At 56.3% G+C, this 13,623-nt stretch carries 13 protein-coding genes; 7 read left to right on the top strand and 6 right to left on the bottom strand.

Going from position 1 to position 13,623, the window contains the following annotated elements:
• Positions 1-52: 52 nt before the first annotated feature.
• Positions 53-400, bottom strand: a complete 348-nt coding sequence (locus Pyrde_RS06630; RefSeq protein ID WP_055409262.1) for an FmdB family zinc ribbon protein — start codon at positions 398-400, stop codon at positions 53-55.
• A gap of 348 nt (positions 401-748) precedes the next feature.
• Here Pyrde_RS06630 and Pyrde_RS06625 point away from each other — a divergent pair, with 348 nt between their 5' ends.
• Positions 749-1,366, top strand: a complete 618-nt coding sequence (locus tag Pyrde_RS06625; protein ID WP_055409261.1) for a class II aldolase/adducin family protein — start codon at positions 749-751, stop codon at positions 1,364-1,366.
• Here the strand turns inward: Pyrde_RS06625 and Pyrde_RS06620 are convergent.
• Positions 1,329-2,204 (bottom strand): DMT family transporter, encoded by an 876-nt coding sequence (locus Pyrde_RS06620; RefSeq protein ID WP_082419525.1) that lies wholly within the window; start codon positions 2,202-2,204, stop codon positions 1,329-1,331. The two genes, Pyrde_RS06625 and Pyrde_RS06620, sit on opposite strands and share 38 nt — an antisense overlap.
• Positions 2,205-2,313: 109 nt before the next feature.
• Between Pyrde_RS06620 and Pyrde_RS06615 the strand changes: the two genes are divergently transcribed.
• Together Pyrde_RS06615 and Pyrde_RS06610 are read left to right on the top strand one after the other, a co-directional pair.
• Complete coding sequence (locus Pyrde_RS06615) at positions 2,314-3,198, top strand: TIM barrel protein (RefSeq protein WP_055409257.1); 885 nt, start codon at positions 2,314-2,316, stop codon at positions 3,196-3,198.
• Between the two features lie 87 nt (positions 3,199-3,285).
• Positions 3,286-5,091: a DEAD/DEAH box helicase gene (locus Pyrde_RS06610; RefSeq protein ID WP_055409256.1), complete on the top strand. Its 1,806-nt coding sequence runs from the start codon at positions 3,286-3,288 to the stop codon at positions 5,089-5,091.
• Positions 5,092-5,146: 55 nt separating this feature from the next.
• Here the strand turns inward: Pyrde_RS06610 and Pyrde_RS06605 are convergent, their stop codons facing one another.
• From Pyrde_RS06605 to Pyrde_RS06590, 4 genes are read right to left on the bottom strand one after another with little or no spacing between them, the layout of a single operon-like run.
• Complete coding sequence (locus tag Pyrde_RS06605) at positions 5,147-5,413, bottom strand: 4Fe-4S dicluster domain-containing protein (protein ID WP_055409254.1); 267 nt, start codon at positions 5,411-5,413, stop codon at positions 5,147-5,149.
• A 15-nt stretch (positions 5,414-5,428) separates the two neighbouring features.
• The gene (locus tag Pyrde_RS06600; protein ID WP_180385545.1) at positions 5,429-6,880 is read right to left on the bottom strand and encodes a Ni/Fe hydrogenase subunit alpha; all 1,452 of its coding nucleotides are present in this window, start codon (positions 6,878-6,880) and stop codon (positions 5,429-5,431) included.
• A gap of 48 nt (positions 6,881-6,928) precedes the next feature.
• Positions 6,929-7,912, bottom strand: coding sequence for an NADH-quinone oxidoreductase subunit B family protein (locus Pyrde_RS06595; RefSeq protein WP_055409251.1), 984 nt, complete (start codon positions 7,910-7,912; stop codon positions 6,929-6,931).
• Entirely contained in the window at positions 7,909-8,880 is a 972-nt protein-coding gene (locus tag Pyrde_RS06590; protein WP_055409249.1) for a hypothetical protein, read from the bottom strand. Before Pyrde_RS06590 ends, Pyrde_RS06595 begins: the two co-directional genes overlap by 4 nt.
• A 365-nt stretch (positions 8,881-9,245) precedes the next feature.
• On the opposite strand from Pyrde_RS06590, the gene tatA reads away from it, so the two are divergent.
• The 4 genes from tatA (at position 9,246) to Pyrde_RS06570 (ending at position 13,258) form a co-directional block, all read left to right on the top strand.
• Positions 9,246-9,617: a twin-arginine translocase TatA/TatE family subunit gene (tatA, locus tag Pyrde_RS06585; RefSeq protein WP_055409247.1), complete on the top strand. Its 372-nt coding sequence runs from the start codon at positions 9,246-9,248 to the stop codon at positions 9,615-9,617.
• Between the two features lie 299 nt (positions 9,618-9,916).
• Positions 9,917-10,768, top strand: a complete 852-nt coding sequence (tatC, locus tag Pyrde_RS06580) for a twin-arginine translocase subunit TatC (protein WP_055409245.1) — start codon at positions 9,917-9,919, stop codon at positions 10,766-10,768.
• 131 nt (positions 10,769-10,899) lie between these two features.
• Positions 10,900-12,051, top strand: coding sequence for an MFS transporter (locus Pyrde_RS06575; protein WP_180385546.1), 1,152 nt, complete (start codon positions 10,900-10,902; stop codon positions 12,049-12,051).
• A 94-nt stretch (positions 12,052-12,145) separates the two neighbouring features.
• Complete coding sequence (locus Pyrde_RS06570; protein WP_231656703.1) at positions 12,146-13,258, top strand: zinc metalloprotease HtpX; 1,113 nt, start codon at positions 12,146-12,148, stop codon at positions 13,256-13,258.
• Positions 13,259-13,623 lie beyond the last annotated feature (365 nt).

Below are 13,623 nucleotides of genomic sequence, written 5' to 3'. Positions count from 1 at the left end.
CCCCTAAGTGCTGGGGGCTATGTGGAGCCTCGATCCCGTCAGAGCCCCGCTTCTAGGCTTCTATCGCCACCGACCCGCTGGTGGACGATGGGGCTTCGACGTTCGTGTGTACGCGGATTGTATGGCGTAGCTCTGCAAGGTAGCGCTCGAGGCTCCGAAAACTTATCCTCATGCTGCGCTTCGCCTCCTCTAGCACTGCTATCAGCTCCTGTGGTCCATTCGGCTTTATCACGATGTCATTGAGCGTAGGCGTATTGAGCATACTGCCGCACCGAGGACAGATTCCCCCGAACTGGCTCGAGAGTTCGCTCGGAGTGGGTATGCCGTAGCTATTCTGCCCGACTTTGACGAAGACGTGGAGTATGAAGCCGCATGTACGGCAGCGGTAGACTATCGGCACGGCAGGAGACACCCGGTTAGTCGGAAGTACTGCTAGAGGGGTATGCTTCAAGGAATAGCCCAAGTAGGCCTCCTGTGGGAGCAGTAACACGTTTAACGCAGCCGCGTTAACGCTGCGTGAGTGGTACTAAGGCGTCTGTGTAGTGGACCCACCGGTAGTATTCACACAATTAATAATGTGAGTAATACGGCGCGGAGAGGGCGCCCACTACCGTACCCAGCTGCTCTCCATAACAATTAGAACCAAAGAGGTTCCAAGTGTACAGGGAGCACCGGGAGAGCCACGCAACATAGATACCTCAGCCCAGTAGCCCGGCCCTGGAGCCCCTTCCCTCATGCAGCGGGGTGTTTGGCGCTGAGGCAACCGGGCTACGAGATCAGGCAAACCCTAGTTGACGCCATGAGGATTCTTCATGACCGTGGTTTGCTTAACCTCCGCGGCGGCAACGCTAGCGCTGTGCTAGAGTTACCCGACGGTACAAGGTTCATCTACATAACCCCAAGCGGCGCCATAAAGACCCGGATGAAGCCTGAAGACATAGCAGTAATGAGTCCCGAGGGCTACGTGTACGAAGGCAAGCCAAGCAGCGAGTATCGGCTCCACCTCGCAGTCTACAGAACACGGAGCGATGTCCGAGCCATAGTTCACGCCCACAACCCCTACGCCGTCCTAGCCCGCCGTCTCGGGCTAGAGCTTAGGCCCGAAGCACTAGGTGTCGAGGCACGCTACTACCTAGGCAACTGCGTCGCTGCTGTACCAGAAGTCGAGCCGGGTACGGAGGAGCTCGCGAGGCTAGCAGCTGAAGCACTCCGGGACTGCGACGTTGCCGTACTAGAGGGCCACGGCGCAGTAGCCATCGGCGTCTCCAAGGACCCCGTGGAGGCCGTCTATGAGGCCGTGGACCGGTTAGAGGCGCTCGAGGACCTCGCTAGGGCCGTCGTCTACGAGAAGCTCCTCCGGGGCTGATTGCGAGCCAGGCCCCGGTGACCGAGAGCACGAGCCCCGGTATACTAGCCGGCGGCGGCTCCTCGCCGAGGACTAGCCAGGCAAGAAGGCTCGCGCCGTAGGGCTCGAGCAGCGCTACCCCGGTCACTACACCTGCCGGGTAGTAGGCTAGCGCGTAGTTCAGCATAGTATGGCCCATGATCATGGGGGCGAGGCCCAGCGCTACCAGGTAGGATAGGCTCCGTCCCGGCGGGCTCCAGGCCTCTATACCGGCTGCGAGGCAGTAGAGAGTCATTACTAGGAACGCGGCCGTGTAGACTGTCGCTGTGTACTCTAGCGTTGTAGCGCCCGATACGCGTAGCCGGCGGCCCGTGAGGAAGTAAGCGGCTGCCGTGAAGGCGCCGGCAAGGGCCAGCAGTGCGCCGGGCAGCGTGGCGCCCGCCCAGGGCGTGGAGAGCACAGCGACACCGGCAAAGCCGAGGACTACGCCTAGGAGGCGGCGGGGCGGGAGGCTAGCCTCGACCAGCGCCTCGTAGGCCGCCGCGATAACGGGGTACGACACAACTATGCCCGTAGAGGATGCTACGCTCATGTAGCGTAGGCTCTCGAGCCAGAGGGCCAAGTGCGCCGCCAGAAAGACACCGCCGGGGAGGCTACGTGTCACGAGCACGCGGCTGCGGGGCAGCTGGCCGGCGAGCAGCGCGGCCACGAGGGTGATGCCGCTACCTACTAGGAGTCTCCACCACGCTGCAGTAGCGCCGTCTACCCCGGCTAGCCTAGCCAACGGCGCAGCCGTGGATATGCCGATTAGTGCCAGGCCCAGGGCTAGCCAGGGTGGCAGCACCCATTGCCGGGTCATGAAGCGACCTCCTCTGCCTCTTCTCCTCGCCTTGCCTGCGGCGCTGCTCGCCGGGGGCTATGCATTTAGCTATCACTCCATACACTATGTCTACTGGTGAAAGACGGACATGATACTCTTTGACTGGGGCACCTACAACGCCTTCTCTAAGCTCCCCATAGCAGCGGCACTCGGCACTAAGCTCACGGAGATCCCGCCCTACGACTTTGCCCGGCGTAGCCGGGGCGAGGACTACTTCCAACAGTACCGCGAGTTCGCCTCAAAGGCGTTCACCACAGTTACCGCGCACGCCCCCTACTACAACGTGGTCTCCACCAACAAGTACGTGCAGGAGAGGACGGTCAAGGCCCTAGTAGCCGCTGTCAGGAAGGCGCGGCTAGCAGGCGCCGAGGTATTCAACCTCCACCTAGGCTGGCGCGCCTACATGGACCACCGGGACCTCGAGGTAGCCGCCGACGTGCTGAAGAGGCTAGCCGAGGAGGCCGGTGAGGGCATGGTTATCAGCGTCGAGGTGCCCTATACGCAGCGGATGCTCGGCCTCTGGGACGAGATAAAGGCCCTAAGGGAGATGGTTGGAGAGGAGCGGCTGATAGTCTCCGTACAGCTAGAGAACGCATGGATGCTCGAGACTGGGGCTAGCGAGCACGGCGACTTCGAGCAAGCCAACCTCATGGCGGACGAGGCGTTCTGGACCAACATACTCCGCAAGACCCTAGAGTTGAGCCACGGCTTCCTCTCGCTCCGCTTCAGCCAGGTGGTAGGCTTCGCGCTCGGCAGAAGGATACTCAAGAAGCGCGTGCCCCTCGGCAAGGGCTACCCAGACCTAGCACCGCTGGCACGAGCCCTCGCCAGGTTCATGGTGAAGGAGGTCCGGGAGAAGGAGTTACCACTAAGGATGCATCTCATCTACACCGGTATACCGGAGACAAAGTACCGCGACACCGTAACCCTCTACGCCGAGGTAATGAAGGAGGCTGTACAGTACCTCAGCTAACCCCTCTTCTTTACCCTCAACTGTCCTCACACTTCTCAGAAGGACATCCCACATCGAGGACATAACCAGGGCTAGGGGAGCGGCTAGGTGGCGCGGCTAAGGCCGAGGGACTACCAGCGCGAGGCTGCTGAGTGGGCGCTCCGCGAAGAAGCAGCCGTCGTATGCATGCCTACCGGTGCCGGGAAGACTCTGGTAGCTGTGCTCTGGATAGAGGAGCTGCTCCGCAGCGGACGTGCCCGCCGCGTGCTAGTTCTCGAGCCTACTAGGTTCCTGGTAGAGCAGAGCGCGAGGTTCCTCCGGAGCCAGGGCCTCGACGCTGCACCGGTTCACGGGAGTCTGAGCAGGGGAGAGAGGAGCAGGGGCTGGAGAAGCCGGATAGTAGTAGCTACGCCGGAGATAGTGGTAGCGGAGTGGGAGGAGTTCAGGAGCCAGGGCTTCGACGCAGTCGTGGTCGACGAGTGCCACCATACTACGGGCCAGGATGCCTACAAGAAGGTGATGGCGGGGTACCAGTTCCGCTGGAGACTAGGCCTAACCGCCTACGTACCGCCTAGCAGGAAGGAGGAGATAGAGGAGCTTATAGGCAAGATACGATGCTGGGGATGGGATGATCCTAGGCTCGCCCGCTACATACCGGCTTGGGAGGCCGAAGTATACGAGTCACCCTTGAACGATGCCGAGATGCAGCTCTACATGATCCTCGAGGACGCCTGGGACAATGCCTCTGGAAGCAACCGGAGCCTCCTCGGCAACGCTATCAGGTGGTTTGTCCGCGACGGCGCGCTCGCGCTCCGGGAGAGCCTCGAAAGAAGCCAGAGGCTAAGGAGCCTAGTCCCCGAAGAGGCAAGAAGGCTCCTCTATAGCGGGGACGTGAGGCCCGCCCATAAGCTGGATGCCCTGGAGAGGGTGCTCCGGGACCACGAGGGCTTCGACAAGGCAATAATCTTCGTAGATAGGGTAGTTATTGCAGAACATATCGCAGAGATACTAAGCGAGTATAACCCGGCTCTCATCCTGGGCCGTCACCGGATCGACCCTAAGAAGGCGCTAGAGATAGCCCGGAGGCCCGAAACACGCATCGTAGTCTCCACTAGCGCGGGCGAGGAGGGCATAGACCTACCTGAGGCGAGTCTTCTCATAGTGTGGAGCCACACTGCTAGCCCACTCCGGTTCATTCAGAGGCTTGGCCGTGTACTCCGTGCCACTGATGCAGCGAGAAAGAGGCCACGCTGGGTAGTGTTCATCGTTACTCCCGATACAGTGGATGTAGATAGTCTTATCGACGGTTTATTGGAAGCTCAACGTGCCGGGATCCACGTCAACATAGACCCTGGGGTAGTAGAGTACGTCTGGAGTTTCAGCCGCCGGCGCCGCGTCCTAGAGGCTATAGAGGAGCAGCCAGCACCTCTCGACGTAATAGCACGGGCGCTAGGCATGCCCATCCCCAGGGCCCGGGAGGCCCTGGAATGGCTCCAAGCCAGGGGCCTCGTCGTCTACATCTACACCCACATGGGCCGTGTCTACGCTGCCCGCTCGGCCCTAGAGAAGCTCTACCAGCTGTACCCCGACGCTCTAGAGCCTAACACCGAGCTAGAGGCTAGAATAACCGCCTATCGCGACGGGGAGAAGCTCGCCGGGCTCCGAGGAACCTATAGAAGGGTGTTCGAGCGGCTAGAAAGGCTCCTAGCACGCGAAGGATTATTCACACGCATAGCGTTTACAGCCCAAGTGCCCGTAGGCCGGGGCCTAGTTAGGCTCGCTCGGCTCACCTATAGCTACCGGGTGGAAAGCAGAGAGGTACTTCGACTGGTACTCGACAACGCGTATAGCTGCCCCCGCTACCTGGAGTACCTTAGCCGGGCTAGTCCCCGGGAGGAGGACACAGAGAACTGAATGGAGCCCCGAGGAATAGGCCCCCGGGCGCGAGGCAGGAAACAATATTGACGTGCTATATCATGTTACGGTAGCGCTGCACTATGGCCTCATCAGGGTTTATCAGCATAGTCTTCCGGTAGTTCTCGTGTACTATAGCGTTGGTCGGGCACACCGTATGGCATATGAGGCACTGGACGCACTCCTCGGGTCTGGCTACCACCGGGTAGCCGTCAGGGCCCTCCTCGTAGACACCGTCGAAGGCTGTACACACCCTCACACAGTTGAGGCACTTCTTGCACCTATCGACACGTATCTTTATCGTAACTGTCTGCACGGGCATCTCTAGCCCACCCCTCTAGGGTTTTATGACTCGTATTGGCTTCCAGTTCTCATCTGCTACGACTATCCTTATCGGTGACACCTTGCCCGTGTATGTGGCGTGTGTAGCACAGGCCATACAAGGGTCGTAGCTGCGGGCTATGGCTACTGCTGCGGCGTAGACGTCGCGGTCCCTCATCTCGTCTAGCCGCTTACCGACGAAGTAGTCGCGGAGGTCAGCCTCTATAGCCGCAGCGTTTATCGCCGTAGGAGTTATTATGTTGACGAATGTTGTCTTGCCCTCCTCGCCGCGGTAGTGGTGGATGAGTGTACCCCTTGGCGCCTCTATGACACCTACGCCTTCACCCGTATCTCTTAGTGGTGGTGTGTATATGTTATCGCCAAGAGGCTTCTCAAGTTCCCGGGATATTGTCTCGTATAGTGCTATTGTCTCTACTACGCGGAGGTATGTCGCGAGCAACGGATGGTTAAGTGGCCGACCCCATTCCTCGAAGAGCCGGTCGCGGAGCTCGTCTGCCCACTCCACACCATAGCTCTTGACTATGTTTGCGCGGGCGAGGGCACTGACGTGTATCGTGCCCTCACGGGGGTTCTGGGCTCTCCATTTAGTCGTGACCATTCTAATGTAGCTGTAGGGTACTGTGTACTCCTTGAGGTACTTGAGGTACTCGGTGGTACGATCGCTGAACTCTGCTACCACGGAGCCGGTCTTAGCGTCTATTATCCTCACGCGGCCGTTGACTATGTCGTATTCGCCGTTCTCCCCGGCCACGGCCATCATGTAGCTATAGCCTGGCTTATACGTCTCTATCTTGTCCTTGGACTCCTCCATTATCTTTATAGCAGTCTTGGCAAACACTTCTAGGTCGCCACGATGCTTCTCGAATAGATCCCTTAGCTTCCCAATCTCCTCGCTAGAGGGCTTACGGGCTACACCGCCGGGAATAGCGTTTATCGGGTGTATATCCCTGCCACCGTACACTGCTACGACTCTGTGGCCAAGCTCCATTATCCTTACGCCAGCCTTGACCAGCTCCGGGTACTTTTTGGCGAGGGCTAGCATACTCCGCTTCTCAACATCCACGGGGAGGAAATCTGGGAGGCCAAAGACTAGTGGGTGAAGTGCCTGGTTGTTAAGATGTATACCTAGGTTTATCATGTAGCGGATACGCCACGCATCCTCGGGGACTTCTGCACCCCGCACACCGTCTGCAGCCTTCACGCTGGCTATGTGGTGGGTAGCGCTACAGACGCCGCATATCATAGGGGTTACCCGGGGCAGCTCGTCGATCATCATACCTATCCACATTGTTTCGAACATCCTGGTGTCTACTCCCTCGTAGAGTACGTCCTCTACACGGCCGTCCCTGCCGGTCTTGAATATTACGAAGGCGTGGCCCTCGATAAGCGTGACGAGTATCTTCTTGAGCTTCCTCCGGGTCCCAGCCTTCTCATCTACAGAACCCATTGTGTCCATCCCTCTGCTACACATGGTTTTAACGAACGTATAAGAGGCCTACTCTTCTCCTTGGGCGAAGCGGGCACGCTCCTCAAGCCTCTTCACGAAAACCGGGTTACGCCGCGTCGAGGCCAGCGCATGCACTGCATAGCCGTGGGGCTTGCGGCGGAGCACCTGGGAGGCGAAGGTGAATACATAGAAGCGGCGCGGATCGTACGTCTTCAACAGCATGTCCACGACCTTGTCGAGGTCGTTGGCCGGGTCTAGACCCGCTAGCGTCGCTATCTTACGGGCCAGCGCCGTGACTATGTCCATGTCGCGTCTCTCAGCTATCTCCAGGTGTGGGCCTCCACAGCCGAAGCACGGGATTCCATGGCGAGGGCAGGGTGCGCCACAGCCGACTGTGGTTACCGAGCCTAGGCAGAGGTAGCCCTGACTGAGGAAGCACGTGTTAGGATCAGCATCAGGCCCGGGAAGCCCAGGCTTGAACTCTAGTTGCTCTATGGGCTTCATTTCGCGGGGACACTGGCTGCACACAGTGCTGTCGGCTACGGGTACCCGCTTCCCCTCCGCTATCGCGCGGAGCGCTAAGGCTATGTGCTCGACGGGCGGCGGGCACCGGGAGATAACGTAGTCTACAGGAACGAGGTCGGCTGCAGCGTAGGCGCGTGGGAGCATCTCAGCGCTTTCCTCTATCTTCTCCCTCCCATATATCGCTTTCATGCTGAGCCACGGGTTGAACGAGTCAGCTGAGCCTCCTATCCCGCCCCAGGCAGCGCAGCTCCCTAGGGCTATGAGGGTACGGCTCCGTAACCGTGCCTCGCGAAGCATCTCTAAGTTCTCTCTGGTCCTCACGAGACCCTCCACTATCGCGACGTCTATCTTCTCGGGTAGCCTTGTCTCCTCAACTACTAGGGGCCAGTAGACTATCTCGTAGCGCTCCTGTAGATCCTCGTGGAGTGCTAGCGCTCTCAGTGCCTGGACCTCGCAGCCGCCGCAGCCACTGAGGGGTATTAGGGCCAGAGTGAGCTTCCCGGTCACAGCTGCATCACCGCATAGACGTTGTGCTCCTGGGTCGAACGGAGCTCTATCCTACGCCCAACAAGCATCTCGAGGACACCAGCTATGAAGCCCTGTACGAGCCTGTAGATGAACTCAGGGTGCTGAAGACCCTCCCTCTCGACAATGTCATGGAACCAGCTCCACTCGAGGACAAGCCTATCGCCCTCCAGCCGGGTCTTCACCATTCCCTGGAGACCCTCGTTGAGTATCTCGACAGCCTCCTCTAGGTTCTGAGCCTCATAACCCTCAGCGAGTATCATTGCACCGAGTCTACGTCCATAGCTCTTACCGGCACGGTAGCTCATAGCAGGATTACTGCCGAGAGTCAGGTAGAGAGCGCGGGAGAGCCCGTGGAGTATAGCTGAGAGCATATTGCGCAACTGTTCTACATACTCTTCCCGGCTCGGGGGCTCGGTGTAGACATCTACGTCGTCTGGGGGCGGATTCCCCGAGACGACTACCCCTCTTAGGAGGCACGCGTTGGGCCCCGAGCGGACCAGTCTTACACGATAGCGGCCACCAAGCCTCTCCGCGAATAACCTTTCAAGATAGCTGCACATTATCCTGCAGAGTGTACCCCCGGCAGGAAGGTCCTCAAGGTATAGTATCTGGCGTACCGGACACTCGTGCGCTATAAGGTAGAACGCTTTTCCTTCATCTTCTTCTCTGCAGAGCTTGCCCTGGACACGGTAGGTATTCACGCGAAAGACGGTATTCCTGCCAAGCCACTCTAGTGCGTCCTTGATACTGCTCCCAGGGGGCTTATACTTTGCCATGATCTCGCGGGCCAGAAGGTTAGCAAAGCCACCCGTTATATTACGGCCTACAGCCTCTTCAACACCTACAACAGCCATAGCAATGAGCCTAGAATACGCCTCTACCTCGCGTAGTGTGTCATCTGCGTACCCTGCACCGTCTAGGAAGAGAGTACTACCCTCAAGAGCCAAGGTAAGCACCCTTGCTCTTAGAGCTGCTTCTAGCGAGATAGCTTTGGGGCAGGCGTCATTATTACAGCTGCTATTCTCGTTACTATAACTATATGGTTAAATCATTTATGTCAAATACTGGCTATGAACATATTGCATAATTGAATCATCAGCCGAACCAACTCTAGAGCCGTATCACACAATTGTACGGCAGAACAGACTACACGGCATTGCAGTAGGTATTGTCAAACCACAGTACTTGGCTAGAATTCAGCACGTGCCAGAGGGCTTACCATGGTCTGACATTAATCTGAGGCAAAGAGTTAATATAGTGGCCGGCAGGTTTACCATGATTCTCCGGGTATGAGGAAGGGAAGTGGTACGGCATGCTCCCAGGCTCCTTCCAGGGAATGGAGTGGGTAATAATCCTCCTAATAGTCCTGCTAATATTCGGCCCGACCAAGCTGCCACAGCTCGCTAGGGGGCTCGGCCAGGCTCTCTACGAGTTCCGTCGCGCTAGCCAAGGTGTCGTTGAGGATCTAGAGCGCTCACAGTCAGAGGCCAAAAAAAGCTTACAGGGCATAGATGACGAGACTCTCCGTAAACTAGCCGAAAAGCTCGGCGTGAAGGATGCCGAGAAGAAGAAGCGGGACGACCTTATAGTGGAGATAATAAACGAGGCTAAGAAGAAGGGTCTCCTTGACGAAATCAAGGTAGAGGCTGAACAGTCTACAAAGAGCACTAATACAGAGACCTAAAATTGAATAGAGACTAACGATACTAAACAAGTCTAGCATCGTATATATGGCAGAGTCCTTTATTGAGACCTCAAATAAAAAGAGCTTTAGGTTCAGAGCTTGTCTTCCAAAGCCACCCTTACACAGATTAGGAAATAACCGACTAAACCCAAGCTATCGGCGGGCAACGCCGGGACTCCATAGTCACTCCATAGTCCCGGCTAACTAGTGGTAGATGTCATCACAAACGTGTAACCGGATAAGGTAGGTGTGGCTTAGATAGCACAACATGATTAGGAGTTACATCCAGGGTCAGGACCATGTCTGCAGCTTCGCCACCAGGCGACAGGGAGGCCTCCCTCTGGGAGCATATAGAGGAGCTAATCATTAGGTTACGCCGAATAGTCATAGCATTCATGGTATCTGCCGCTATACTCTCACTCGTACCAGCTGGAAGCGGTGGATTACTTTACACCCCCCTTGTAACTAAGATTCCAGCGCTGATATTCGCACATACCGTGCCAAAGCAGATAAAGACGCTAGACGGCAAGGTCTACAACGTAACTGTACTGCCTTCAACGGAGTTCGAGTCTATACAGATAATGATGCAAGCTGTAATGCTGTTAGGATTAATCGGCGCAGCACCAGTTGCCGCCCGAGAGATATGGGCTTATGTAGAGCCAGCACTATATCCACATGAGAAGGCATTTGCAAAGAAGTTTATAGTTCTATTCGTAATATCATTCTTCTTTGGCGTCTTCTTCGCAATATATATTGCTGCACCACTAATAGTAACTATGATGCTTAAGCTTTACCCACCACTTGTGCCGACAGGATATGAAATGATACTGACTGTAAGAATTAGCACTATAGTAGGTTTTGTACTGAAGTTGGCACTGGCATTCGGCCTGCTATTCGAGTTACCAATAGTATTGTATTTGCTGCTTGCTTATGGTATACTGGATCCAGAAATGTTCGGCAAAGATACAATGAAGTATATATTCCTAGGCACAATGATACTTGGTGCCATAATCTCTCCGGATCCCAGCGGTCTAGGCATGGTGCTGATAGGTCTTAGCCTCTACATACCATTGCATATAGCAATAACTTTGGGCAAGAAGCGGGGTCTAGAACGCCGCGCCATAGAGGAGGCTAAGGCATTAGCCCGCTAGACAGCATACCCTTTCTTCATTACCCAATTATTTTTAAATTTTCTATTATACTGGTTTCCCCCGGCTAGACCACCTTCTACAGCATCCTTAATTGTTTAGCTCTTTGTAGCTCGGTGCCCGGGGCTGTCAGAGTGACTGGGCTCCCCAACCTACTCGCCGCGACGTTACTATTCTTTACCTCCGTATCTGCTACGAGCTCCGTTATATCTAGGTATACTAGGGATATCGGGGCCAGTGTAGCCGCCTCAGGCCAGGTTTACGCCCTAACACCCCTCGTGGCAGCGCTTCTCCGAATACCAGTCGGTATTGCAGCCGATCGGGGCAATGCGAAGCGCTTCCTAGTCGCTGGTGGGTTTGCAGCTACAGCTGCGGGTATCGCTGCAGCGTTCGCCTACACAGTACCGATGGTTGCACTGGTAAGGGTGCTCCAAGGGTTAGCCTTGGCTTTCTTTGTAGCCCCATCAATAGCTGCTGCAGCCGCACTGGGCGGCGAAGCCTTTACACGCGCGATATCGATGCGGGCAGTCATGGTTACAGCAGCACTGATCGTAGGACCGCTAGCAGCGGGATTCATAGTTGACTGGCTAGGCTATTGGGCTGTATTCATATTCACAGCCATAACCGGGTTTGCGGCCGCCGTTATCGCTACATCTATTCCGCTCCGCCAGGCGCGAATAGATAGACTTCATAAAGGTCCCGGGTTACGCGATGCACTAACACTAGGAGTTCTGCTAGCCATCGCGCTTGCCGTTGTAGATGGTATGGTGTTCTTCAGTGTACAATCGCTGCCGCAAATGCAGCTCCGCGACCTCGGCTATAGGGCGTCAGTGTTTGGACTCTTCCAGAGCTTGACCGCTGCATCTGGCCTCGTGGCGCGGGGTTTGTCAAGCCACGTGTATACGAGGCTTGGGCCTAGGAGAATGCTAGCGCTAGGATTCGCCCTTGAGGCAATCGGGCTGTCACTGCTTGCTGAATATCCTGTGCCTCCGTTACTCTACCTGGCTGGCATCCTCTACGGGTTCGGCTCGGGCACTTCGATACCCGGGGAACAGATGCTTGCAAGTATGTCTGCTCCACGGAGCGCGGGGAATCGGGCTGCAAGCCTCTACACGCTTGGCTTCGACGTGGGCGGCACCATTGGTCTCTTCGTGCTCTCCGAGATAGCTAACAGTATGGGCTATAGCCCTGCCTACAGCATAGCTGCTCTAGCCGCTGTTGCTGCTGGTACACTAGCCCTTCTCGTAGCTGGCCGTGCTACACGTAGGCAGGAGGCAAGGCTATAAGAGGGGCTGCGGAGATTCCGCATCCTTTCTGTATAGGAGTCTAGCTGGAGTAGGTGCCGCAGCATAAGGGATTCGGGTAGGGGTGCACAGCCATATGATAGGGTTTATGTGGTTCTACGACCCGATCACAATGTTTGCACTCATGATAGCATATGTGGCTGGGTTCCTCGTGCTCCAGCTGCTGGCAGCAAAGATAGCTCCAAAGGTAGCTGCATCACTGTCTGGGAGGCTTAGCCTATACACGGCTATGCTGCTTACAGCAGGACTCATTGTGGGTGGTGGAATTCTAGCAATCTATGGACTCTACGTTGCTGCTGCGAGCGCTGGTTATCAACTCCCCATCGGCACACTGGTGCTGTTTGTAGCCGTTGCCAACCTGTTTAGCTACCTCTTCGCCCCCTATATGATAAACATTGCGTACGGGGCTCGGCCTAGCCCGGAGCTGCAGGAGATAGTAAACGAGGCGGCAGCAAAAGCTGGAGTAAAGCCGCCAAAGGCTGTCATTGTTGATGGGCCGCCAAACGCGTTCGCCTACGGCAACTTCCTAGCAGGCCGCTATGTGGCCGTGAGCCGGAGCCTATACGAGATGCTGCCCAGGGACGAGCTGCTAGCCGTTGTTGGCCACGAGCTAGGCCATCACCGGCACCGCGACGTCGTCATCATTATGCTGCTCGGCCTAGTACCGAGCATACTCTACTACCTCGGAGTATGGCTGCTACACATCGGGCTCTGGAGCGGCACCACCGGGAGAAGAGAGCGCGAGGGCGGCGGAGGCATATACCTAGCAGCACTCGGGCTCCTAGGCGTGGTACTGAGCTTCGTGATGCAGATAGCTGTGCTCGCCTTCAGCAGGCTACGCGAGTACTACGCCGACGCCCACGGCGCCATGGTGGCGGGTGCCCGGCCAATGCAGAGAGCGCTAGCAAGACTCCACCTCTACTACCAGAGCAGTGGTGCACACGAGATAGTCGAGAAGAGCAGCATCAAGGCACTATTTATCTACGCGCTAGTCGAGGCAGTCGCTAGCCCCTTCTACAGCGGCGGCTGGGGACGCTGGGGTAGCGGCAACATAGATGCTATCATCGAGCAGCTGAAGAGAGCCGAAGTAGACCCGGTACAGGAGGTACTCAGTGACCACCCACCGATACCTAAGAGACTACGTTTCCTCGACAGCCTTGAGGCGCATCTCTATTCAAGACCTTATTAGAGGAGAAATATGGATCGGATGAATAAAGTCACCAGAACTTGAATCAACTCTATTTTTAAAGACTCATAGATTGTCAAGAGTCTCCTCTTTTGCCTTCCTTCGCTACTTACACCGTGGGTACTGTATAATGCCTAAGCTTAGTCTCTGCATTGCTACCACAATGGTTAAGCATCATACTGTTATGCAAGTACAATATTCTGCCCTATTCATTGAGCAACGATCAAGCATAGCCAGGGAGCACAATTGAAGAGGAACATATAGCGAGACAGACAGTATGTGTTACGGACAATTGCTTAGAGGGCCAGGGTTCAACTATTGGTTGTGTTTAAACTGTCAGAAAGCTTTTATCCCGTGGCGAGGGGGTT

This window comes from Pyrodictium delaneyi (assembly GCF_001412615.1).
GTDB lineage: Archaea > Thermoproteota > Thermoprotei_A > Sulfolobales > Pyrodictiaceae > Pyrodictium > Pyrodictium delaneyi.
Note: the sequence above shows the minus strand (reverse complement) of the source record. Positions and strands in the feature narration are given on the sequence as shown.